Raw genomic sequence first — 23950 nt, forward strand, 5'->3', positions numbered from 1 at the left:
CGAGAAACGCCATGAATGCCCGCACCGACGCCACGCTGCTTGAGAAGAAAACCGACGACATGAGCTATCACCTGAACAATTCGCACCTCGACGCCCTGGAGGAAGAAACCATCTTCATCCTGCGCGAAGTCGCTGCCGCCTTTGAACGCCCCGCGCTGCTGTTTTCGGGCGGCAAGGATTCACTCGTCATGCTCAAGTGCGCCGAAAAAGCCTTTGGCTCCAAGGCCAGCGGCGGCGGCATTCCCTACCCGCTGCTCATGATCGACACGGGCCACAACTTCCCCGAGGTCACGGACTTCCGCGACTTCCGGGCAAAGGAACTGGGCGCCGAACTCATCGTCCGTAGCGTCGAGGATTCGATGGCACGCGGCACCGTGCGCCTGGCCCACCCCGGCGAATCACGCAATGTGCACCAGTCCGTCACGCTGCTCGAAGCGATTGAAGAATTCCGCTTTGACGCCCTGATCGGCGGCGCCCGCCGCGACGAAGAAAAAGCCCGCGCCAAAGAGCGCATCTTCAGCCACCGCGACAGCTTTGGCCAATGGCAGCCCAAGGCCCAGCGGCCTGAGCTGTGGACGCTGTTCAACACCCGCCTGCAGCCCGGCGAACACTTCCGCGTGTTCCCCATCAGCAACTGGACCGAACTCGATGTGTGGCAGTACATCGACCGCGAGCAGATCGCCCTGCCCAGCATTTACTACACGCACAAGCGCCAGGTGGTGGACCGCAAGGGCTTGCTGATGCCCGTCACCGAGCTGACCCCGCCGCGCGACGGCGACGTGGTGGAAACGCGCGATGTGCGCTTTCGCACCGTGGGCGACATCACGTGTACCGCACCGGTGGAGAGCACCGCCGCCACCCCGGCCGAGATCGTCATCGAGACCTTGGCCGCCGACGTGAGCGAGCGCGGCGCCACCCGCATGGACGACAAGACATCGGATGCTTCGATGGAGAAGCGCAAGAAGGACGGGTATTTCTGATGACCGCTATCAATTCAATAGCAACTGGCGCAAATAACACTAGCGCTACCAGCCAAAATGACCATATCTCCGCCCTCAAGTTCATCACTTGCGGTTCCGTCGATGACGGCAAGAGCACGCTGATCGGCCGCCTGCTGGTGGACAGCAAGGCCGTGCTGCAAGACCACCTGGCCGGGGTGCAGCGCCAGGGCGAGACCGACCTGGCCCTGCTGACCGACGGCCTGAGCGCCGAGCGAGAACAGGGCATCACCATCGACGTGGCCTACCGCTACTTCGCCACCGAAGAGCGCAAGTTCATCATCGGCGATGCGCCCGGCCATGAGCAGTACACCCGCAACATGGTGACGGCCGCCAGCAGCGCCGACGCCGCCGTGGTGCTGGTCGATGCCACCAAGCTCGACTGGAAGAACCCCGGCCTGGCCCTGCTGCCCCAAACCCGCCGCCACAGCCTGCTGGCCCACCTGCTGCGCTTGCACTCGCTGGTGTTTGCCGTGAACAAGCTCGACGCGGTGGAAGACCCCGCGCTGGCGTGGCAGCACATCCAGGGCGCGTTGCAATCCTTTGCCCAAGCGGCTGGCATCACCGTGCGCGCCATGGTGCCGGTGTCGGCCCTCAAGGGTTGGAACGTGGTGGACGCCCACGCGGGCTGGTGCGGCTATGACGGCCCCACGCTGCTGCAGGTGCTGGAAGCACTGCCCAACACCCCCGCAGACACAGCGCTGGCACCGGCCTTCCCGGTGCAGTGGGTCGAGAAGTTCTCGTCGTCCTCCGACACCTCGCAAGGCCGCCGTGTGTTCTGGGGCCGCGTGGCTGCGGGCAGTTTTGCGCCCGGCACGGCGGTGCAGATCTTCCCCAGCGGCCAACTGGCCACCGTGGCGCAAGTGCTGGACCACGCCCGTCGCCCCAAGGACGTGCCCGCCGGCACCAGCGCCGGCATCATCCTGGACCGCGAGGTGGATGTCTCGCGTGGCGACTGGATCCTGGCCGCGCCTGCTGTCGCTGCCCCCGCCGAGGACGACTTCGACACGCCCGCCAGCGTGCCCGCATGGCCTGCCAGCCGCGAGCTGCGCACCACCGTGGCCTGGATGGACGACGAGCCCCTGGTGGCTGGCCGCGTGTACTGGGCGCTGCACGGCCACCGCTGGGTCAAGGCCAAGGTCAAGGCCGTGGTGCACAAGCTCAACATCAACACGCTGGCCGAAGAGGCCGCCACGCAACTCGACCCCAACGCCATTGGCCATGTGGACCTGCTGCTGCAAGAAGCGATTCCCGCCGCAGCATTCAGCCAGGCCCGCGTCCTGGGATCTCTGATTCTGGTGGACACCGCTAGCCACAAAACGGCCGGTGCCGTGCTTGTGAACTGATCCCCATCAACACCTGAACGCCCTGACACCCCTCCTGAGAGAGGGGCCCTCTCCCCCAAGGCCGGTGAAAGCTTCTAAAATCGAGGGTTTTCACCGACCCACACAACTCCTGTCATGACCCACGTCGTTTCCGAAAACTGCATCAAGTGCAAGTACACCGATTGTGTGGACGTGTGCCCCGTGGACTGCTTCCGCGAAGGCCCGAACATGCTTGTCATCGACCCCGATGAATGCATCGACTGCGCCGTCTGCATCCCCGAATGCCCGGCCAACGCCATCTTTGCCGAAGAAGACCTGCCGGCCGACCAGATTGCTTTCATCAAGCTCAACGCCGACCTGGCCTTTGCCGACGGCTGGAAGAGCATCACCAAGCGCAAGCCCGCGCTGCCCGACGCCGACGAATGGAACGGCAAGCCGGGCAAGGTCAACGAACTAGTCAAGTGACCCCCCTGAGTCGCTTCGCGCCATCCCCCAAGGGGGACGCCACCAGTGGCCTGGCAAAGCCAGTTCCACGGTGGCACAGTTCTTTGGCAGCGCCAGTTTCGGGCGCTGCGCGCGTGGCTTGGGCATGATTCAAGAAACCGACGCCGTAGTCATCGGCGCGGGTCCCGTGGGCCTGTTCCAGGTCTTCCAGCTGGGCCTGCAAGGCATCACCGCCCACCTCATCGACGCCCTGCCCCATGCGGGCGGCCAGTGCGTCGAGCTGTACGGCGACAAACCCATCTACGACATTCCGGGCATCCCGGTGTGCACCGGGCGGGAACTGGCAGACCTGCTGCTCAAGCAGATTGCGCCGTTCAAGACCCAGTGGCACCTGAACACGCTGGTATCCGCACTGACGGTACACGCCGACGGGCGCCTGCTGATCGAAACCTCGCAGGGAGCACAACTGCTGGCCCGCAGTGTGTTCATTGCCGCAGGCGTAGGCGCCTTTGTGCCGCGCACGCTCAAGGTGGAAGGCATTGAGCGTTTTGTGGGCACCCAGGTCCACTACCAGGCCCTGCCCACCACTGCAGATGTGACCGGGCGCCATGTGGTCGTGCACGGCGGGGACGAGCCTGCTGTGGCCCGTGCCGTGGAACTGGCCGAACAGGGACAAGCCGCTCGCGTCAGCCTGCTGCACCGCCGCGACGTGTTCCAGGCCCCCGACACCCTGCTGCAGCGCCTGCAGCAATTGCGTGACGCTGGGCGCATCCACGTGGAGGCAGCGCAGATCACCGGCATCGTGACAGACGGCAACCGGCTAAGCGCCTTGCAGGTGGTGGACGCCGATGGCAGCAGCCGCGCCCTGGCGCTGGACCTGCTGCTTGCCGTGCTGGGCATTTCGCCCCGCCTGGGCCCCATTGCCGATTGGGGCCTAGCCATGGACCGCAAACAACTGGTGGTGGACACGGAAGCCTTCCGCACCAGCGTGCCGGGCGTCTACGCCGTGGGCGACATCAACACCTACCCCGGCAAACGCAAGCTCATCCTGTGCGGCTTCCACGAGGCCACGCTGGCCGCCTTTGGCGCGGCCGAGGCATTGAAGGGCGACAAGGTGGCGCTGCAGTACACCACCACCAGCCCGCGCCTGCACCAGTTGCTGGGCGTGGCGCCCGCCGCCTCTGCCGCCTGAACGGGCGCGCAGCGGCTATACACACCACTACAATCCGCAGCGCACTGCTTTTCGCAAGTGCTACCGCTAGGGGTGTCGAAACTGGTCTGCCAGCATCGACTGAGAGAGTCCCTTTGAACCTGATTGAGATCAGCCGCCGTCAGGATTGAAAAACAAGGAAGCATGTCCGTTGTCGGCCAGAAGTCGACATTTGCAACCTATGAACTCGGGACCGACACGCTAAGGTAAAAAGCCCCAATTGACTCCTCAAGATGCGCAAATTTGTAGTCGCCCACTTTATTCTTTCAGTAGCAGCTTTATGCCTGTGCGCCTATTGCTTTCTACAAATTCCTTTCGACAAGGTCAGCACAGAGTCCGCGATTGATGAAATCGAAAGAACATTCGTTGTACGCATGAGCTTTGATGCAAAGCAATTAGAGTATCTCGATTGGCTTGCTGGATGGATTCGCGGGAACACTGCTGCGTTTAAGAGCGCGCACAGCAACCTCTGGCAGGCAGGCGTGTACGGCTTCGGTGCGTTCGGCCTGCTGAGTGCGGCTCTGGGGTTCTTAATGAGGAGAACACTGCGCGCGAATGAATCTGGCAAATCGCAGCAGGGCTGATGCCAAAGGTGAAATGCAACGCGTTTAATACTTTGCCATCAACGTCGGGCTTGAGGAATCCGCGATGTCTCTTTTGGGCCCGCTACAGACAGTCACCGCGGCCTCAAGACGCCATTCACCCCCATGAAGCAGGTGCACTACGCCACTTGCGAAACAGCTCGTTGACCTCAGTCAACCCTGTTTAACTAGAATCCAAACATATCGCTGGGGGTGTCCTGCAATAAATCCGTTGCTGGGCTGAGATCAAACCCTTCGAACCTGTTGCCTGCATTGTTTTACTTTGCAGGCTTGAGATCATCCTCGCGCAGGGAAGCAAGTCCGCAACGGCACGACCCTGAAGACGTAAGGGTGCACCGGCGGGCGGCCCCTGCTCTGTGTCTGCTTACGGAGCCATTTCATGTCCTCATTGCCTGCCACGCACGCCACCAACGAAGCGCTGGCCCCTGTCTCCCCTGACCGCCGTGTCTTCCAGTGGCACGACCACGCCTCACTCTGGTTCAGCCTGGGTGTGGGCCTGCTGGTCATGCAGGTGGGCGCCTACCTGATGCCTGCACTGGGCACCCAGGAGGCACTGATTGCCATCGTCGCGGGCTCCATCGTGGGCGCGGGCCTTCTGGGCTGGGTGGCCAAGCTGGGCTGCGACAGCGGCTTGGCCAGTGCGGGCCTGATGCATGCTGTCTATGGCCGCACATTTGCCAGCCTGCCCATCATCCTGAACATCGTGCAGCTGGTGGGCTGGGGCACGTTCGAGCTGGTGGTGATGCGCGACGCTACGGTGGCCATCGGCCAGCAGTCGGGCAGCATGGCTGGCGCGCACTGGCCCGTGCTGGCCACGCTGCTGTGGGGCGGCGTGGTGATGCTGCTCATCAGCGGATCGATGGTACAGCTGGTGCGCAAGCTGATTGCTCGCGTGGCGCTGCCGCTGGTGGTGCTGTCGCTGCTGTGGCTGTCGTGGCAGTTCTTGTCGCTGGCACAAACGCAAGGTTTTGAAGCCCTGTGGACGCGCAAGGGCGAAGGCGGCATGGGCGTGCTGCCCGCGCTGGACCTGGTGATCGCCATGCCGATCTCGTGGCTGCCCCTGGTGGCCGACTACGCGCGCCATGGCAAGAATGGCGGCTCCGCATTGCGTGGCACCTGGCTGGGCTATGCGCTGGCCAACATGTGGTGCTACACGCTGGGCGTGTTGGTGGCGCTGACCTTGCCCAGCAAGGATTTGGTGCAGGCGCTGCTGCTTGCGCAAGGCGGGCTGATCGCGCTCTCGCTGATCTTGATCGACGAGGTGGACAACGCCTATGGCGACACCTATTCGGGCGCCGTGTCGGCCCACAGCCTGTTGCCGCGCTGGGGCGTGCGCGCTTGGGGCCTGCTGGTGGCCGCGCTGTGCACGGGGCTGGCCCTTGTGCTGCCCATGCACAGCCTGGAGCCATTTTTGCTGCTGCTCAGCTCGGTGTTCGTGCCACTGTTTGGCGTGATCCTGGGCCGACTGGCGTTTGGCGCCGATGCTGCCGCGCTGCTGACCACGGCGCGCAAGATCAACGGTGTACCCGTGGCGATCTGGCTGGCAGGTATTGCGGTCTACCACTTGGCGCCCAAGGTGCTGCCCGATGCAGGATCTGCCCTGCCAGCGCTGGTGTTCAGCTTTGCGCTGGCATGGGCCACACGGCCTCGCGCCCGGTGAACTGTCAAAACACTATCAAAAAATGAGCATTTAGCGCTTGATTGACTAGCGCTTGAGCCCCAAAACAGCCCAAACCGCCGGCTAGAGCACCCGCTGCGCCACAGGCGCATAGCCGTGGTTGAGGGGGCCGTGGCCGCGCCCGGTGGTGACGTCTGCCCCTGCAGCAATGGCCCCAAGGATGTAGGCCCGAGCCTGCTCCACCGCCTGCTGCAGCGGCAGGCCCAGAGCCAAGTGGGCGGCAATCGCAGACGACAGGGTGCACCCCGTGCCATGCCCGTTGTGGGTGGCAATGCGTGGTGACTGCAGCCGGTATCCCTGCGCTTCGCCCTGCACGGCCAGCACATCCACCACCCAGTCGCCCGGCAAGTGTCCGCCCTTGAGCAACGCGGCACGGGCGCCCAGGCGCAGCAGGTCTTGCGCGGCAAGCTCCAGCGCCTCCACGCCCTCGATGCTGCGCCCCAGCAGCCACCCGGCCTCGTCCAGGTTGGGCGTGACCACTTCGGCCAGCGGGAACAGCTCGTTCACCAGCACCGCCACCGTCTCCTGGGCAATCAGACGATCGCCACTGGTGGCCACCATCACTGGGTCCAGCACCACATGCGGCAGCTGATAGGAACGAATGGCGTCGGCCACCACACGCACCACTTCTGGCGAGTGCAGCATGCCAATCTTGACGGCATCCACGCCGATGTCCTGCACCACAGCGTCGATCTGGGCCCTGAGCATCTCGGGCGGAATGCCATGGATACCCGTCACCCCACAGGTGTTCTGGGCCGTGATGGCGGTGATGGCGGTCATGCCGTAGCAGCCCAGGGCACTGAAGGTCTTGAGGTCGGCCTGGATGCCCGCGCCGCCGCCACTGTCAGACCCGGCAATGGAAAGCACGCGTGCATAGCGGCGGCCCGTTGAGGGCAAAGAGGTCTGTGAAGTCATGGCAAAAATTATGGCCTATGCGCCAGGTCAAGGCAGCGTCACCGGGGGTTGTGCTGTAATTCATTTTCAGGACGAAACAGGGGTGTCCCACCATAGGGTGTGCGACTGAGAAATACCCTGGGGCCAGCGCAGAACCCTGTGCACTGCGGCCAACGCAGCAGCCCCGCTACCCGATCCAGGTCATGCTGGCGTGGGGAGTTTCCACCAACGGTGCCCCCGTTTTGTCCATGGCTGCATGCCACTACACGGACACACCGACGGAGCTATGTCACTTCAACCTTCTTCCTTTGCCGTCCTGGGCGCAGGCCTCATGGGCCGTCTGCTGGCCGTGGAACTGGCGCGCCTGGGGCACCGTGTGGACATCTATGACGCGGGCAGCCCCGCAGCAGAAAACTCGGCCGCCACCGTGGCAGCGGCCATGCTCGCCCCACTGGCAGAGTCCGCGATCACCGAACCCGGCGTGGTGCGCATGGGCCACCATGCGCTGACCCGCTGGCCCGAGTTGCTGGGCGCACTGTCAGAGCCCGTGTTTTTTCAGCAGGCTGGCACGCTGATCGTGTGGCACCGCCAGGACGCGGCTGAAGCCCAGCGCTTCACCCGCCAGCTCGAAACCAACCAGTGCACCCTGCCCGAGTTGCCTGCCCTGCAAAAGCTCGACAGCGATGCATTGGGCCAGGTGGAGCCGTCGCTGGCGCACCGCTTTGCCCAGGGCCTTTACCTGCCCGGCGAAGGCCAGCTGGACAACCGCCAGTTGCTGGCGGCACTGGTGGTGGAGATGGAGCGGCTGGCAGTGCGCACGCACTGGCACACGCCCCAGTCGCCCGAGGCCTTCACGCCGGGCGCACCTGGCCACCCCGAGTGGGTGCTTGACTGCCGGGGCCTGGGCGCCAGGGGCCAGTGGAGCGCCTTGCGCGGCGTGCGCGGCGAAGTGGCCCGCATCCATGCGCCGGACGTGACACTGCAGCGCCCTACGCGGCTGGTGCACCCACGCTACCCCATCTACATTGCGCCGAAAGAAGACCATCTGTTCGTGATTGGCGCCACCGAGATCGAGTCCGACGACCGGTCCCCCGCCAGCGTACGCTCCACCCTCGAACTGCTGAGCGCCGCCTATGCGGTGCACCCCGGCTTTGCCGAGGGCCGTATTCTGGAGCTGGCCACGCAGTGCCGGCCGACGTTGCCCGACAACCTGCCCGCCATCCGCCAGACCCGCCCGGGCGTTCTGGAGATCAATGGCTTGTACCGCCACGGCTTCATGATCTCACCCGCAATGCTGGATGTGACCTTGGAGGTGCTGAACACTGGACAATCGGCACTGTCCAAACGTTTTGACCTCCGGGTGGAATTGGAGACCACCGCTCCAACCCCGACCGGCGTTGCAGCCCCCGCATTTGCATGAACATCTCGATCAACCAAGTCCCGCACGAACTGCCCGAAGGCTCCACCGTGGCCGATGCCGTGGCCGCCATCGAAGCGCGGCCCCCGTTTGCCGTGGCAGTGAACACCACTTTTGTGCCCAACACCCGCTACGCCGTACACCCCCTGCAACACGGTGATCGCGTGGAGGTCATCTCTCCCGTGACGGGCGGCTGAGCCTCTTTCTTCCTTCGCCATGACACAGTCTTCAAGCCCCGACGCCCTGGTCCTGTACGGCCAGACCTTCCACAGCCGCCTGTTGCTGGGCACCTCGCGCTATCCCTCACCCGCCGTGCTCGAAGCCGCTGTATTGCGCGCCCGGCCCGCCATGGTCACCGCCTCCCTGCGCCGCCAGGGCAGCAACCCTGCCGAGAGCGGCAGCAGCTTCTGGGAACTGCTGCGCAAGCTCAATGTGCCCGTACTGCCCAACACCGCTGGGTGCCATAGCGCACAAGAAGCCATCACTACCGCGCAAATGGCACGCGAGGTATTCAACACCCCCTGGATCAAGCTGGAACTGATTGGCGACGACTACACCCTGCAGCCAGACACGCTGAATCTGGTGGGCGTAGCCGAACACCTCATCAAAGACGGCTTTCAGGTGCTGCCCTACTGCACCGAAGACCTGGTGCTGTGCCAGCGCCTGGTGGACGTGGGCTGCCAGGCCGTGATGCCCTGGGCCGCGCCCATTGGCACGGGGCGTGGTCCCGTCAACCCCTACGCCCTGCAGACGCTGCGCGAGCGCCTGGATGTACCCATGCTGGTGGATGCCGGCCTGGGTCTGCCTTCGCACGCCTGCCAGGTGATGGAATGGGGCTACGACGGCGTGTTGCTGAACACCGCCGTGGCACTGGCACAAGACCCTGTGGCAATGGCTGGCGCGTTCGCGGACGCAGTGAATGCGGGGCGTGCCGCGCGCGTGGCAGGCGCCATGTCAGCGCAAGATGCCGCCCAGCCCAGCACGCCCGTGCTGGGCACACCGTTCTGGCACCATGCCCATGCGTGATATCACTGCCCTGGCGCAAGCCATCGTTTCGTACCACGCAGGTACCTTTGCCGGGTTTGCGCCCGAGCCGGTGCCTACCCCCACATCACAAGACCCCACCTACCTGGCTGCATTGCAGGCCTGCAGTGCGTTGGGCTTTGTTGCCCACGACGCCGAATGCCTGGCCCGCGCCTGGCAGGCTCGCGCACTTCGCACTGGCAGTGCACAGCCCGACCAATGGCCGGACGAGCCCCAGGACTTTGGCCTGCAGAACCTTCCCCGCGCCCAGCAGTTTGCCGCCTGCCCACAGCATCTGGGTCTGTATGCCGTAATGCCCGACGCCCAGTGGGTGGGCCGTATGGCACGCACGGGGGTGCCCACTGTGCAACTGCGCTTCAAGTCGGACGATGCCCATGCCATCCGGACCGAAATCAACGCCGCCGTCGCTGCGGTGCAAGGCACGGGCGCACTGTTGTTCATCAATGACCACTGGCGGGACGCCATCGAAGCAGGCGCCTACGGCATCCATCTGGGCCAGGAAGACCTGGATGCACTCACCGCCCAGGAACTGCAGACGCTCCACCGCTCGGGGTTGCGCCTGGGGGTGAGTACCCATGGGTATGCCGAAATGGTGCGTGCCGATGCCGTGGGACCCAGCTATATCGCCATGGGTGCCGTGTTCCCCACAACATTGAAAAAAATGGCCACCGCACCCCAGGGCGTGGGCAGGCTGGGGGTGTATGCGCGGCTGATGCGCCACTACCCTCAAGTGGCTATCGGAGGGATCAGTGCCGAACAGTTCCCCGCCGTACTGGGTACCGGCGTGGGTTCTGTGGCCGTGGTACGGGCCTTGGTCAATGCGCACAACCCTGAAACATCGGCCGCGCAGCTGATGGCGCTGATGCGCTGATGGCGCTGATGCGCTGATGCGCTGATGCGCTGATGCGCTGATGCGCTGATGGCTTTGCAAGTATAGATAGCCACCGCTCAGAAAGACGCAGCGCTGGCTGGAAAACCGCCAGACGGCAGGTTTACTTGCGGTCGGTTTTCTTCATTTGCTCCAGCTCGAGGCGCAGCTCCATGAGATCGTTCTCCATGCCAAAGCCGACGGGCTGACCCGCTGGCGGCGGCGATGTCACGGGCACCGGGGGCAAATCGCTCAGCGTGAGGTGTGGCGGGTCCGACAGGTCCAGGTCGAGCGGAATACCCAGCGTATCCTCGCCAATGGCCGTAGGAGGATTGGAGGCGACTGCGGCAGAGGGCGCAGGCTCTGTCTCCTGCTGAGCCTTCATCGCGAATTCGAACTCCAGGCTGGCTGCCAGCGAATCGAGCGGAAGGTCGTCGTGCAGCGGCGTAGCTGCGGGACCTGAAGGGGCCACCAGGGTGTCGGACCGGGGCGGTGCCAGCGGCGTCGTCCGCTTGCGCGGCGGCGCAGCACCACGCGCGCTGGCGGGCGTGGTCTGTGCAATCGCTAACAGCAGCAACAGATCGTCATAGGCGGCCAGATCAAACGGCTCCACCGCCTCGGCACCTGTGCGACGGAACAGAAACTTCTCCAGCAAACCCAGCACCTCAGGCGTCGTCCACTCGGCCTCGATCTCGGCAAGCGCATCGGTGTAGTGGTACAGCATGCGGCCCGTGCGTTGAAACCCCACAAACTCTGGCACTTGAGCGTTGAATGACTGCATGAACTGCGTGCGCAGTTGCGCAAACTCATCCACGCGGCTGAGCGTGTGGTACAGCCGCAATAGCTCCAGGTAGGCCAGCGGAGAAGTCTCGCGATGCTCGGCGATGTGATTCTTCAGAACTTCTATCGCCTGTTGGTGCTCGCCTACAGAGACAAAAAATTCGGCCTGCTGCTGGATGTCAAACAGCTCTTCGGGGTTGACGATGTGGGGCACCACTGAGGCCGCTGTTGGCGCAGATACGGACTTGGCCTGTAAGGGAGCGGGAGCGCTTGCTGCCGGGCTGGTCGCTACAAAGCGGGGTTCCACCGTCGCCGGGGCCGCCTTGTGGAGGGGCGCGGCGCCAGACTCGGGGTTCGCGGCGACGGCGTGAGGCTGGGTTTCTGACGGCAGCCAGGTGTCGCCGGGATGGGGCGTGAGACCGACTACCTCGTCATGCGCCGATGCTGCATCGGCACGCGCGCCCAAGGCCACGGAATCGCGCCACGACCGCACCGCTTTGTCAGAGGCGCTGCGCACCCGCGACCACATCCATGCCACGCCCGCCAACGCCAGGACCAGCAAACCTCCCAGGGCGTACACCACCGTCGCGGGAAAGCGCTCCTGCTCCATCAGATCCAGCTGCTGCTGCAACTGGCCGGCGGCAGCACGGTCTTTGGCGGCCTGGGCACGCAGCGCGGCGGCGTCCGATTCCAGCGCCTTCAGCCGATCGCCGTCCTTTTGCAAATCTTCCGGCTGTGCGTTCAGGGACTTCCACAGCGCGGCGGACTGGGCGCGCAGGGCGGACATGTCCTCGGACGGCGCCGTGGGCAACTGTGCTGTGGAGCGCAACGCCACAGGGCTGTCCAACCAGGTATCCAGGGGCTCAACCACCAGACGGGAGCGTGCGGCGGGTGCAGCGGCCACCACCGACTTGCCGGGTGCCGCAGTGCCTACACGCGTTGGAGGCCGCGCGGCAGTTGCAGAATCCGGTGTGCGGTTGCCTGCAGCGGGCATTCGTACTGCCTTTGCAGCAGCGGACACCTTGTCTCCGGGCCTGGTGACCTGCGTCATGCCAGCCGCAGCTGTGGATGCGTCGGCAGCGCCAGAGGTTACGGCTGGAAGCCGCGCCAAATCCACCGGCGATGCAGAGGCTGACCGGGTAACGGTCGTTGGCAAATCAGAGAGGAACGTGTAGCTGCGTGTGGTTTTGCCATTGCAGCCTGCGGAAAGGGTAACGGTGAGCACCGGTTCATCCAGCGACACAGAGGCCAGCACGCGGACCCCCGAAGGGCGCCCACGCACCTCGGGCAAGGGGACTACGCGCACCTTGTTGTCACTGATGACGTTGTCGCCCGCCACCAGCTTGGCCGTGACGCAAGAAGAGGCGACATCCGTTCCAGGGTCGGGCTGCAACTCGAAAGACAGGTCGACAGGTGCGCCCAACACGACCGTACCACTACCATTGCCCAGGGACAGCGCCGAAGCACCGGCCGCAAGCGCCCACAATCCTGGTCCAAAAATGGTGTTACGGATTTTCACAATCAATTCTGTTTTTCGGTCCAGAGGATTCTTGCACATAAGTCCCAGATAAGGCCAGAGCCATAATGCCGCTATGAAAATTCAGTTTCCCAACATCGCCATCGTGGGCACCGGCGCCATGGGCCGGGGCATCGCGCAAATTGCTGCACAGGCTGGCAGCCAGGTTTTTCTGCTGGACGCAAACCCCGGAGCGGCCGATGCCGCCCTGACCGCCCTGCAGGAGCAATGGGACAAGCTGGTCGCCAAAGGCCGGATTGATGCGGAGCAGGCCGGCGCGCTGACTGCACGGCTGCACCCCGTCAAGACAGCGGCTGACCTGGTGGCCTGCGACCTGGTGGTGGAAGCCATCGTAGAACGGCTGGACGCAAAACAAGCCCTCTTCGTCGAACTCGAAGGGGTTGTGCGCGCCGATGCAGTGCTGGCCACCAACACGTCCTCCCTGTCCGTGACAGCCATTGGTGCAGCACTCAAGCGACCAGAACGCTTGGCTGGGTTCCATTTCTTCAACCCTGTTCCGCTGATGAAGGTGGTGGAGGTGATTGCGGGCCTCAAGACAGATCCAGCGATCTGCACTGCGCTGGCCGCATATGCCAGGGAAATGGGACACACCCCCGTTCAGGCACAAGACACCCCCGGCTTCATCGTGAACCACGCCGGGCGCGGCTTTGGCACAGAGGCCCTGCGCATCGTGGGCGAAGGCGTGGCCGACTTCGCCACCATCGACCGCATCCTGCGCGACCAGGTCGGCTTCAAGCTCGGCCCCTTTGAATTGATGGACCTGACGGCGCTGGACGTCTCCCACCCGGTGATGGAATCCATCTACCGCCAGTACTACGACGAGCCGCGCTTTCGCCCCAGTGTGATCACCGCGCAGCGCCTGGCAGGCGGCGTGGTGGGCAAGAAGGCGGGCGAAGGCTTTTACCGCTACGTGGACGGCGTGGCGCAGATACCGGCAGAGGCGCCGCCGCCTGTGGTGGCAGAGATTCCCCCCGTGTGGGTTTCGCCCCGTGCCGCGCGCCGCGCGGAGCTGTACCAGCTGCTCAAGGACCTGGGCGCCGCCATCGAAACCGGCCAGTCGCCCTCGCCCCAGGCCATCACGCTGGTCGCGCCGCTGGGGTTTGACATCACCACCGTGGCGGTTGTGGAGCGCCTGGACCCGGCGCGCACCATCGGCATCGACATGCTCATCGATGACGCCGCGACCAAGCGCCGCGTGCTGGCCACCAACCCCGCCACCCGCGTGGACATCCGCAACGCAGCGCATGCGCTGTTTGCCCGCGACGGCAAGGCCGTGAGCGTGATCCGCGACAGCGGCGGCTTTGTCACGCAGCGTGTGGTGGCCACCATCGTCAACATCGCCAGCGACATCTGCCAGCAACGCATCTGCTCCCCCAAGGACCTGGAAACCGCTGTGACCCTGGGCCTGGGCTACCCATTGGGCCCGTTGGCCATGGGCGACCGCTGGGGCCCCACCAACATCCTGGAGGTGTTGTTCAACATGCAGACCGTGTATGGCGACACACGCTACCGCCCCAGCCCATGGCTGCGCCGACGGGGTGCGATTGGCCTGAGCCTGAGCCATGTCGAAGAAGACTGATCGCCAAGCACCACGGCCACCTCACTGAAGACCACCATGCCCGCAGAACTCCAGAGCACCAGTCAGGGCCAGACCCTTATCCTGACCCTTCGCAACCCCGAGCGGCGCAATGCCATCGACCCGGTGATGTATGCAGCGGGCGTGGAGGCGCTGGGCGTGGCCGAGAGCAGCCCCGACATCCGCAGCGTAGTCATCACGGGCGCCGATGGCATGTTCTGCTCGGGCGGCAATCTGCAGCGCCTGCTGGCCAACCGCCAGCAAGCGCCAGAGGTGCAGGCACAAAGCATCGAAGGCCTGCACAACTGGATCGAGACCATCCGCACCTACCCCAAGCCGGTGATTGCGGCCGTGGAGGGAGCTGCGGCTGGTGCAGGGTTTTCGCTGGCGCTGGCCTGCGACTTCATCGTGGCGGCCCGCAATGCCGTGTTTGTGATGGCCTACAGCAACGTGGCACTGTCGCCCGATGGTGGGGCCAGCTGGAGCCTGGCCCAGGCCCTGCCTCGCCAGATTGCCACCGAGATCCTCATGTGTGGTGACCGCATCGGCGCAGAACGCCTGCACGCACTGGGCTTGGTCAACCGCATTGCCGAAGCAGGCAACGCACTCGACACAGCCCTGGCGCTGGCCGAGCAGCTCAATACCCGTGCACCCAATGCGCTGGCCAGCATCAAGGAGCTGCTGAACGAAGCCCCCCATGCCCAGCTCACGCACCACCTGGCCCATGAGCGCGACCACTTCGTCAAGAACCTGCACCACGCCAACGGCGAGGCGGGCATCTCTGCGTTCCTTGAAAAGCGTGTGCCCCGCTACGAGTAGCACTGCGCGGCAGACGCCTGCAGAGATCCCCTTTCACAGGCCCAACAACCCCCGGCACGCTGCCACCTAGCGCCGGGGGTTTTCTTTTGGCCTACGGGCAGACACGCAGGTGACAACCCTGACGCATTGCGCAGGTCCCTGACGCGACAATGGGCCTGTTTCTAGTCACCCAAAAGACAGGCCATGGACGACCCGATTCTTACTATCGAAGAACGTGAAGCGATCAACTCCGGTCGCTGGTTTTCATCCCTTTCACCTTCGCTACGCCACGACATCCTCCGATGTGCATATGTCAAACGCTTCAAGGACGGCGGCCTCATTGCCGCACGCGGCGACCCGCCCGAGGAGTGGATTGCGTGCGCGCGTGGTGCGGTACGGGTGAGCTCCACCTCCATCTCGGGCAAGCAGATCACGCTGACGTATGTGGAGCCGGGCATTTGGTTCGGCGACGTGGCGATCTTCGACGGGGACCGGCGCACGCACGACGCCTATGCACATGGCGACACCACCATCCTGTGCGTGGCCAAGGCCGACTTCAAGAAAATTCTTGCAGCGCACACCGAGTTTTACGAAGCCATGCTGCGCCTGCATGCGAGGCGCATTCGCCAGCTGTACGGCCTGGTGGAAGACCTCAACACCCTGCCCCTGCGCGCGCGGCTGGCCAAGCAGTTGGTGCATCTAGTTCGCAGCTACGGTATTCCCAGCCTGTCGGACGGCAGCGAGATGCGCATCGGTCTGCAACTGGCACAGGAAGAACTGGCACAACTGCTGGGCGCCTCGCGCCAGCGAGTGAACCAGGAGCTCAAGGCCATGGAACGCGAGGACGCCATCCGCATCGAGCCGGGCGGCCTGGTCGTGCGTGACCGCGAAGCACTGATGCGCATCGCCGAAACCGACAACTGACCCACTTACACAACCACTGACTGCCCGAACATTCATCCGCCCCTCCATGAGCAACTTTGACCATTTCGTCGGCACCCGCCCTGTCTCCGATCAGCACGCCTTCGACATCGAAACGCTGACTGCATGGCTCTCCAAGAACATGGAGGGCTTTGTTGGCCCGCTGACGGTGGAGATGTTCAAGGGTGGGCAGTCCAATCCCACCTACAAACTCATCACCCCCGGCACCAGCTACGTGATGCGCGCCAAGCCGGGACCCGTGGCCAAACTGCTGCCTTCGGCCCACGCCATCGAACGCGAATTCGCGGTGATGAGTGGCCTGTACGGCACCGACGTGCCAGTGCCCCGCATGTTCGTGCTGTGCGAGGACGAATCGGTGATCGGCCGTGCCTTTTACGTGATGGAGTGCATGCAGGGCCGCGTGCTGTGGGACCAATCTTTGCCAGGGATGACGCCCGCCGAGCGCGGTGACATCTACAACGAGATGAACCGCGTGATTGCCGCACTGCACACCGTGAAGTTTGCGGACCGGGGCCTGGCCAGCTATGGCAAACCCGGCAACTACTTTGACCGCCAGATCGGCCGTTGGAGCAAGCAATACATGGCGTCCATCACGCAACCCATCGAAGAGATGGACCGTCTGATGGAGTGGTTGCCCGCCAACATGCCCGCCAGCGCGCGGGACGAGGGCCATGTGTCCATCGTGCACGGCGACTACCGCCTGGACAACCTGATGTTCCACCCCACCGAGCCGCGCGTGATTGCTGTGCTCGACTGGGAGCTGTCCACGCTGGGCCACCCGCTGGCCGACTTCAGCTACCACTGTATGAGCTGGCACATTCCTGCCTCGCTCGGGCGCGGTATTGCAGGGCTGGACATAGGCGCGCTGGGCATTCCCGACGAAGACACCTACATCCGCAAGTACTGCGAGCGTACCGGCATCGCCACGCCTGAAGCCTTGCGCGCGGACTGGAACTTCTATCTCGCCTACAACATGTTCCGCATAGCGGCCATCCTGCAAGGCATTGCCAAGCGGGTAGAGGCCGGCACGGCCTCCAGCGCCCAGGCCAAGGCCTCAGGCGATACCGCACGACCCATGGCCCAGCTGGCCTGGTCGTTTGCGCAGCGCGACTGAACACGCGACGCAACGCCAAGCGCCGCCCCACGATTACCAACGGAGAAGAAACCCATGGACTTTGACTACTCGCCCAAAACCAAGGAACTGCAGGCCAAGCTGCTCCAGTTCATGGATGACCACATCTATCCGAACGAGTCTGCCTACAAAGACGAACTGACCGCCAACACGGCTGCGGGCAAGCGCTGGAGCGCGCTGAACACCATCGAGAACCTCAAGCCCAAGGCCCAGGCCGCCGGGTTGTGGAACCTGTTTCTCCCGGTCGATAGCGCCGCAGCATCGGGCTACGCCGGTGCAGGGCTGACCAACCAGGAATACGCACCGCTGGCAGAAATCATGGGTCGTGTGCCATGGGCCAGTGAGGTGTTCAACTGCTCCGCACCAGACACCGGCAACATGGAAACCATTGCCCGTTACGGTGACGATGCCAACAAGGCCCGCTGGCTCAAGCCGCTGCTCGAAGGCAAGATCCGCTCCGCGTTCGCGATGACCGAACCCGACGTGGCATCGAGCGACGCCACCAACATCGAAACGCGCATTGAGCGCCAGGGCGACGAGTATGTGATCAACGGCCGCAAGTGGTGGATCTCCGGTGCTGCCGACCCGCGCTGCGCCGTGTTCATCACCATGGGCAAGACCGATCCCGAAGCCCCCCGCCATTCACAGCAGAGCATGGTACTGGTGCCCGCCGACACCCACGGCATCAAGATCATCCGTCCGCTGAACGTGCTGGGCTATGACGACGCGCCTCACGGTCACGTCGAGATGACCTTCGAGAACGTACGTGTGCCAGTATCCAACATTCTGCTGGGTGAAGGCCGTGGCTTCGAGATCGCCCAAGGTCGCCTGGGCCCCGGACGCATCCACCACTGCATGCGCCTCATCGGCCTGGCTGAACGTGCCCTCGAGCTGATGTGCAAGCGCGCTTCGTCGCGCGTGGCCTTTGGCAAGACCGTGGCCCAGCAGACGGTGACGCAGGAGCGTATTGCCGAGGCCCGCTGCAAGATCGATATGGCCCGTCTGCTCACGCTCAAGGCTGCGTGGCTGATGGACGTGGCCGGCAACAAGGTTGCCAAAACCGAAATCGCGATGATCAAGGTAGTGGCCCCCAGCATGGCCTGCCAGGTGATCGACTGGGCCATGCAGGTGCACGGCGGCGGCGGCATGTCTGACGACTTCCCCCTGGCCTACGCCTACGCCGGTGCGCGCACCCTGCGTTTTGCCGATGGCCCGGACGAAGTGCACCGCAACGCCATTGCCAAGTGGGAGCTGGGCAAGTACGGCAGCTACGGCCGCGACGCCGCAGTGCCGGTGACACGCGGTAGCTGAAGCGCACCTACGGCGCACTCACGGCGCCCCTATGGCCTTGCTGCGTCCTGCGCCTGTGCATCAGCAGGCGAAGGGTGCGGCAGGTTCTGCAAAGCCCCTTGGGCAGCCGCCAGTAGCAATTGCGTAGCCTGGGCGATTTCCTTCAGGCTGCGCTGGGTATGCTCCATGCGCAGGTATACCTTGCCACGTACCAGCATCAACAGCAGCGGCGACTGCGCTCGCACTTCGCCGCCCTCGCCTTCGACTATGTTGAGCAGTTGAGACACGACGGGCGCATGGATCCAGCGCTGCGCGGTCTCCATGCGCTCGGCCACCACCGCAAAGTGCTTACGGAACGAGGCCGGCAGCCCCGGCCAGGCTACCTCTTCATACATGGCCAGCCAGCGCATTTCCTCGGGCAGGCTGGCATTCACCGTGGTCTGCAATGTGTCGGTGATGGCGTTGTAGGCGTTGCCCTCCAGGGACTCCTGCAAGGGGCGGTTCAGCACCATCACCGCCGCATCGGGGTCCACTCCCAGATCGGCGCGCCCTCGCAGCTCCAGGCCGTGTACGTAGTCGCGCGTAGGGTTGCCACACTCCAGCCGCCACGGACGAGCGCCCAAGTCGCCCCCCAGATCAAAATGCCCCTCTACCGACTGCGGCACGATCGCCAGGCGCTGGGTGGCTGCCCACCGGACCACCTCTTGATTGGACACAGGTCGTGTGGCAGTCGCGCCGCCAGACAGATGCAGTGCTTTGCGAAGACGGTCAAGCATGGTGATTCGAAGCCCTGGGCTTCGCGGAAGTCACGGATGCAGGCATTATTGGGGGCATTGGCCGCTGCGGCAAACCGGGTGAACGCCTTCTGTGACCTGGTTCACCATGCCGGAAGGACAAAGCGGCGAACGGCTGGTGTGGCCACTCCCCAAGCGCATGGGCGCTGCACCGCGCCGGAGCGCCCCCGCCGCATTCACTTTTGGCGATCTGAACAGCCCACATGCTCTTCTCTATGGACCGCAGACTTGCGCTTATCACGGTGGCTGGTGCGCTGGCCGCTCCGGGGACCGCCCTGGCGCTGCCCGACGACGCATCGGCCAGGGTGCGCCAGCTGGTGCGCTGGTCCGCTGCGACGGCCGACCACCAGGGCTTGCCGTTTGCCGTGATCGACAAGCCCGCTGCGCGCATCCACGTGTTTTCTGCCCAGGCCCAATGGCTGGGCAGCGCGCCCGTGCTGCTGGGTGCCGCTGCAGGCGACCGCACAGCCATGGGCATCGGGGCCAAGCCGCTGGCCCACATCCGTCCGCACGAACGTACCACCCCTGCAGGCCGCTTTGTGACCGAGCCCGGCCGCAACCTGCAGGGTGAAGACATTGTGTGGATCGACTACGACGCTGCCGTCTCACTGCATCGGGTGCGCAGCGTGAGCGCCGCAGAGCGCCGCCTACAGCGCCTGGCAAGCTCCAGCACCCGAGAAAAACGCATCAGCTATGGCTGTGTGAACGCACCCGCAGCGTTCTACGACCAGTTCATCGCGCCCTGGTTTGGGCGGACGCCAGGGGTGATCTACGTGCTGCCGGATACCGAGCCTTTTGCTACATTTTTTGAAGCAGCCAGCACATATGAATAGTGCGCTACCGGCCGATTTCACTCAAATTCTCTGCCCAACACGCCGTGGGAGCAGGAACCGGCACTTCCGGCGGTAGCCACCCAGACGTCGCCCAGACTCAAGCCGCTGCGCGTTGCAAGCGAAAGACCGGCCGGCGGCCGCCCACCACCAGCCCCTTGGCATTGCGGATGACCGCGTTTCTGCGCGGCGCCAGTGCCTCTTGCTGGGCGGGGTCCAGCCATCCCAGCTGGTCCATCACCTCCACCGCAGCCGCCACCTGCGCCGCCATGTTGCCGTCCATGATCTTGAGGGCAAAGGCCTCGCCACGGCTGCGGCTGCCCACCACCTGCACCCCGTCGGCCCCGGTCTTCGAGACCCAGTCGCCCCGCCCTGCCCGCATGAAATCCAGGTCGTGCCGACCGGTGCCGGAGCCCAGCTCCGGGCGTTGCACCATGGCATCGGCCAGTGCGGTCAGGCTCCGGTCCAGATCCGTGTCGGGCGCCCCACCCGCCAGGCGCGCATAGCCACGGGCCAGGTGAGCGAGCGGCATGGCGTAGTTGGGGGCGGAGCAGCCATCGATGCCCATGGCCAGTTGCTCAGGCGCCAGCCCCACTGCCTGCGCCACCCGCTCACGAATCGCCCGCTGCAACGGGTGCGCAGGGTCCAGATGGTTGTCGAGCGGCCAGCCCTGCTGCACACAATGGGCGACAAAACCCGCGTGTTTGCCGCTGCAGTTGTTGTGGCGCTCGTCGGGTACTAATCCGTCTGGCAGCACGCCGTGGCCCAGTTCCGCAAACAGCGGCCGATGGCACCCGCAGCGCAGAACGTGGTAGTTCTGCCCCACGCTGTCCAGCATGCGCTCAACCTGCTGCACATGCATGGGCTCTCCGTTGTGGCTGGCGCATAGCAGGGCCAGTTCGCTCACGCCCCAGCCCAGCGCCTGGGCCCCGCCAGACTGCAAGAACGGCAGGGCCTGAAATGCCTTGATGGTGGAGCGCGTGAACGTGACCGTGTACGGGTCGCCCACCTGCGCCAGCACACGGCCTTGGCAATCGGCCACCGCCACGGCGCCCCAGTGCTGGCATTCGGCGAGGTCGCCCCGGGTCACCTCGATCAGCGGAACAAAACCCATGGTGATCTCCAGCAGTGGTTACTGCGCCGCCGGTGCGGGGGCCAGCGTCAATTCGTGGGCCCAGCGTGCAGGCTGGCGCTGCAGGGCGCGGTAGCCCGTCTGCGCCCAGGTGCTGCTCATGTCGCGGTAACGCGGCGAAAACACCAGGCCACTTTGTCCGGTCTGGTAGATGAAGCGCGACTGCTCCAGGTCGGCCAGATCGTACACCGCGCGCAGCGATGCGGCGTGGCGGTTCACAAACGGGCCCTTGGCTTCGCCCGCGTTGTACTGCCCCACATTGACGGTGTAGGCGTCGCCATGCGATGGCTCGCTCACGTCAAAAAAGCGGGCCAGTGCAGGCACATTGCCAAACGGCCGGTGCACGCTGAGTGCCGGGTGCGCCGCGCCCCAGCGCCATTGCGCGGGGTCTGCGCCGTAGGCCGCCTGCAGCCGGTCGAGCGCGCGTCCCAGTGCTGCGGCCGACTGCTCTGCACACGATGCGGGCTGGCACCACCAAGTGTCGTTGCGCTCCAGGATGCCCTCCAGCGCGGCCCGGTAGTCGCGTTTGCCATAGGTCGCGGTGAATCGTGCCTCGCCGATGCGCGGCACGATCAGGCCGCGCGCCAGCTCGTCGGTCCATGCGGCAAACACCAGGGGCGCAGCCTTGCCCGCATCCATCACGCCGTCAAAGCCTTGGAGCTGCTCTTGCGCAGCCGTTGCCAGCGGGTGCGATGACTTGGCCTGCTGCAGGTAGGGTAGCAGCCTGCGTGTGGCCAGCGAGGTCACATCGCGGTGGATGGCCTGCATGCTCGCGGCATCGTGCTTGTCAGTCGCCTCGATCAGCTGCGCAATGCGTTCGTAGCGGTAGGGCAAGGCCCAGTCTTGGGTCAGGTAGTGGGGATAGTCCGGCGCAGTCACCCGCTGGTTGGCGGTGGCAATCCAGCCCCGGGCGCCATTGTCCTCGGGCGTCTGGTCATACGGCAGCCAGCCCTTCCAGTCGTACCGGGCGTCCCAGCCCGGTGACGGCGCCACGCCCCGGATGTCGTTGGCAGGGTCTCGCACAGGCGCGCGGCCAGCGGCCTTGAAACGGATGTTGCCCTGGTCATCGGCCGCCACCACGTTCTGCATCGGCGAGTGATAGTGCGAGAGGGCCGCGAACAACGCGTCCACCGATTTCGCCTGATTGGTCTGGAGGCCCGCCAGCACCGTCTGGTTGTCGGCATCGAGCGCGCTCCAGCGCAGCGCCAGCACGTATTTGCCGAGGTCCAGCACGTCCGCATGCGACTTCTGTGCGTCGCTCAACACGGGGCCGTGCCGCGTGCTGCGCACCTTCAGGGCGACATCGGCCTGCCCTTTCACGCGAATGGTTTCGTTGCGCACCGTGAAGGGCGTCCAGCCCTCGGGCGTGCGGTACTGCGAGGCGTCTGCGGGGTTGATCTGCTCCAGGTACAGGTCCTGAACATCGGGGCCGGTGTTGGTGAAGCCCCAGGCCACTTTGTCCGTACGGCCCAGCACCACAAAGGGCATGCCGGGCAAGGTGGCGCCCACCGCGTCGATGGCGCCCATGGGGGTGCCGTCAGACGCCTGGCCTGCGGGCGCCTGCAAGCCCGCAAAGTACCAGATGGCGGGTGCCGACAGGCCCAGGTGCGGGTCGTTGGCCAGCAGCGGTTTGCCACTCACGGTACGGGTGCCCGCCAACACCCAGTTGTTGCTGCCCTTGCCTTCGTTGGTGCCCGCGTTGCGCGTGAGCTCATCAGTCCAGGCCAGCATGCCGGCACTGATCTGGCGGGACAAAGGCCCGTCGCCCAGCGCAGCAGATGCAGCTCCCCGGTCGACCGGTTCAGCGGCGGCCGCCGGTGCAGCAGAAGCGCTGGCATCGGTGGCCCGGTACACCCCCAACTGCAGGTACAACGCGGCCAGGTCGGCCGAGGCAGCGGGGCGCTCCCCCGGGTACGGTGGCATCAGTTGCCACAAGCGCTCGGTGTCCAGCGTTTTGGCGATGGACAGCCGCGCAAACTCGTTGCCCCAGTTGCCTCCCAGGTCCAGGGCCATCATCAGCGCCCAACCCACACTGTCTTCTGGCTCCCAAACCGCGCCTGCGACCCCGCCAGGCTGAACGCCCAGAATATGAAACTCAGGCGACAGCGCCTGGGGGCGGTTTTGGTGGAAAGCGTGGATGCCCTGGCTGTAGGCCTGCAGGGCCTCCTGGGCATACAACGGCAGACCTGCATACTGCCGCTTGGCCGTGCCCATGATGTCCAGCGTGCGCATGAGCTTGTCGGTCTCCAGCGTGGCGGGCCCGAACACCTCGGACAGCTCGCCGTGCATCAAGCGGCGATTGAACTCCAGCTGCCAGGTGCGCTCCTGCGCATGCACGTAGCCCATGGCAAACCAGGCGTCTTGCGGAGACTGCGCGCGGATGTGGGTAACGTCAGCGCCATCGCGCTGCACCTGCACGGCTTGGCGCAGGCCCTTGACGACCAGCTTGCCATCCAGCGCCGCAAAGCTGCGCTGCACATACACCGCAGCCACCGTGCCGGCCAGCAATGCCGCAACCACCAGCCCGACGGCCGTTCGCTTCATCCACGCCATGTCTCATGTCTCCTGATTCTTGTGGGTTATTTGTATTGATTCGGAAGTAAATGCAGGTTGCGCCCCGACCGGAAACCCACCACACAGTGACAGCCGTCGGTGGCGG

Annotated in this window: 21 protein-coding genes and 1 riboswitch; of the genes, 16 read left to right on the top strand and 5 right to left on the bottom strand. The window is 64.8% G+C overall.

Annotated elements, in window-relative coordinates:
• The first annotated feature begins 11 nt into the window (after positions 1–11).
• The 6 genes from cysD to ISS20_RS06885 all read left to right on the top strand — a co-directional run bounded on the left by cysD (position 12) and on the right by ISS20_RS06885 (position 6239).
• Positions 12–980 carry a sulfate adenylyltransferase subunit CysD gene (cysD, locus tag ISS20_RS06860; RefSeq protein ID WP_291435024.1) on the top strand — a complete coding sequence of 323 codons (969 nt, stop codon included), beginning with the start codon at positions 12–14 and terminating at the stop codon, positions 978–980.
• A complete protein-coding gene (locus ISS20_RS06865; protein ID WP_291435025.1) occupies positions 980–2344 on the top strand; it encodes a GTP-binding protein in 1365 nt (454 codons plus the stop codon). The genes cysD and ISS20_RS06865 overlap by 1 nt, the downstream gene beginning before the upstream one ends.
• A 114-nt stretch (positions 2345–2458) precedes the next feature.
• A complete protein-coding gene (gene fdxA, locus ISS20_RS06870) occupies positions 2459–2788 on the top strand; it encodes a ferredoxin FdxA (RefSeq protein ID WP_055393870.1) in 330 nt (109 codons plus the stop codon).
• 124 nt (positions 2789–2912) lie between these two features.
• Entirely contained in the window at positions 2913–3959 is a 1047-nt protein-coding gene (locus tag ISS20_RS06875) for an NAD(P)/FAD-dependent oxidoreductase (RefSeq protein ID WP_291435028.1), read from the top strand.
• A 251-nt stretch (positions 3960–4210) separates the two neighbouring features.
• A complete protein-coding gene (locus ISS20_RS06880; protein WP_156401052.1) occupies positions 4211–4561 on the top strand; it encodes a hypothetical protein in 351 nt (116 codons plus the stop codon).
• 397 nt (positions 4562–4958) lie between these two features.
• Entirely contained in the window at positions 4959–6239 is a 1281-nt protein-coding gene (locus tag ISS20_RS06885; RefSeq protein WP_291435032.1) for a cytosine permease, read from the top strand.
• Between the two features lie 81 nt (positions 6240–6320).
• Here ISS20_RS06885 and thiD read toward each other — a convergent pair whose 3' ends face one another.
• Entirely contained in the window at positions 6321–7172 is an 852-nt protein-coding gene (gene thiD, locus ISS20_RS06890) for a bifunctional hydroxymethylpyrimidine kinase/phosphomethylpyrimidine kinase (protein WP_291435035.1), read from the bottom strand.
• Positions 7173–7240: 68 nt separating this feature from the next.
• Positions 7241–7386: riboswitch (TPP riboswitch) on the top strand.
• Between the two features lie 51 nt (positions 7387–7437).
• On the opposite strand from thiD, the gene ISS20_RS06895 reads away from it, so the two are divergent.
• The 4 genes from ISS20_RS06895 to ISS20_RS06910 are packed head-to-tail and all read left to right on the top strand — an operon-like array spanning position 7438 to position 10483.
• Positions 7438–8571, top strand: a complete 1134-nt coding sequence (locus tag ISS20_RS06895) for an FAD-dependent oxidoreductase (protein ID WP_291435037.1) — start codon at positions 7438–7440, stop codon at positions 8569–8571.
• Positions 8568–8765, top strand: coding sequence for a sulfur carrier protein ThiS (thiS, locus tag ISS20_RS06900; protein ID WP_291435039.1), 198 nt, complete (start codon positions 8568–8570; stop codon positions 8763–8765). Before ISS20_RS06895 ends, thiS begins: the two co-directional genes overlap by 4 nt.
• 19 nt (positions 8766–8784) lie before the next feature.
• Entirely contained in the window at positions 8785–9594 is an 810-nt protein-coding gene (locus ISS20_RS06905) for a thiazole synthase (protein ID WP_291435041.1), read from the top strand.
• The gene (locus tag ISS20_RS06910; protein ID WP_291435076.1) at positions 9587–10483 is read left to right on the top strand and encodes a thiamine phosphate synthase; all 897 of its coding nucleotides are present in this window, start codon (positions 9587–9589) and stop codon (positions 10481–10483) included. Before ISS20_RS06905 ends, ISS20_RS06910 begins: the two co-directional genes overlap by 8 nt.
• Before the next feature lie 121 nt (positions 10484–10604).
• Here ISS20_RS06910 and ISS20_RS06915 read toward each other — a convergent pair whose 3' ends face one another.
• The gene (locus ISS20_RS06915; protein ID WP_366827773.1) at positions 10605–12686 is read right to left on the bottom strand and encodes a hypothetical protein; all 2082 of its coding nucleotides are present in this window, start codon (positions 12684–12686) and stop codon (positions 10605–10607) included.
• Positions 12687–12852: 166 nt separating this feature from the next.
• Here ISS20_RS06915 and ISS20_RS06920 point away from each other — a divergent pair, with 166 nt between their 5' ends.
• From ISS20_RS06920 to ISS20_RS06940, 5 genes are all read left to right on the top strand, one after another.
• Positions 12853–14376 (top strand): 3-hydroxyacyl-CoA dehydrogenase, encoded by a 1524-nt coding sequence (locus ISS20_RS06920; RefSeq protein WP_291435045.1) that lies wholly within the window; start codon positions 12853–12855, stop codon positions 14374–14376.
• Positions 14377–14412: 36 nt separating this feature from the next.
• Complete coding sequence (locus ISS20_RS06925; protein WP_291435047.1) at positions 14413–15192, top strand: oxepin-CoA hydrolase, alternative type; 780 nt, start codon at positions 14413–14415, stop codon at positions 15190–15192.
• 183 nt (positions 15193–15375) lie between these two features.
• Positions 15376–16095, top strand: coding sequence for a Crp/Fnr family transcriptional regulator (locus tag ISS20_RS06930; RefSeq protein ID WP_100410718.1), 720 nt, complete (start codon positions 15376–15378; stop codon positions 16093–16095).
• Between the two features lie 46 nt (positions 16096–16141).
• The gene (locus tag ISS20_RS06935) at positions 16142–17227 is read left to right on the top strand and encodes a phosphotransferase (protein WP_291435052.1); all 1086 of its coding nucleotides are present in this window, start codon (positions 16142–16144) and stop codon (positions 17225–17227) included.
• Positions 17228–17281: 54 nt separating this feature from the next.
• A complete protein-coding gene (locus ISS20_RS06940) occupies positions 17282–18556 on the top strand; it encodes an acyl-CoA dehydrogenase family protein (RefSeq protein ID WP_291435054.1) in 1275 nt (424 codons plus the stop codon).
• Between the two features lie 29 nt (positions 18557–18585).
• On the opposite strand, the gene ISS20_RS06945 is transcribed toward ISS20_RS06940, so the two are convergent.
• On the bottom strand, positions 18586–19251 hold the full coding sequence (locus ISS20_RS06945; RefSeq protein WP_291435056.1) for a hypothetical protein: 666 nt from the start codon (positions 19249–19251) through the stop codon (positions 18586–18588).
• 293 nt (positions 19252–19544) lie between these two features.
• Here ISS20_RS06945 and ISS20_RS06950 point away from each other — a divergent pair, with 293 nt between their 5' ends.
• Complete coding sequence (locus ISS20_RS06950; RefSeq protein WP_291435058.1) at positions 19545–20162, top strand: hypothetical protein; 618 nt, start codon at positions 19545–19547, stop codon at positions 20160–20162.
• 97 nt (positions 20163–20259) lie between these two features.
• Here ISS20_RS06950 and ISS20_RS06955 read toward each other — a convergent pair whose 3' ends face one another.
• Both ISS20_RS06955 and ISS20_RS06960 read right to left on the bottom strand, forming a co-directional pair.
• A complete protein-coding gene (locus tag ISS20_RS06955) occupies positions 20260–21273 on the bottom strand; it encodes an asparaginase (protein WP_291435060.1) in 1014 nt (337 codons plus the stop codon).
• A gap of 18 nt (positions 21274–21291) precedes the next feature.
• The gene (locus ISS20_RS06960; RefSeq protein WP_291435062.1) at positions 21292–23844 is read right to left on the bottom strand and encodes a penicillin acylase family protein; all 2553 of its coding nucleotides are present in this window, start codon (positions 23842–23844) and stop codon (positions 21292–21294) included.
• Positions 23845–23950 lie beyond the last annotated feature (106 nt).

It is taken from the genome of Acidovorax sp. (assembly GCF_016783915.1).
GTDB lineage: Bacteria > Pseudomonadota > Gammaproteobacteria > Burkholderiales > Burkholderiaceae_C > Acidovorax.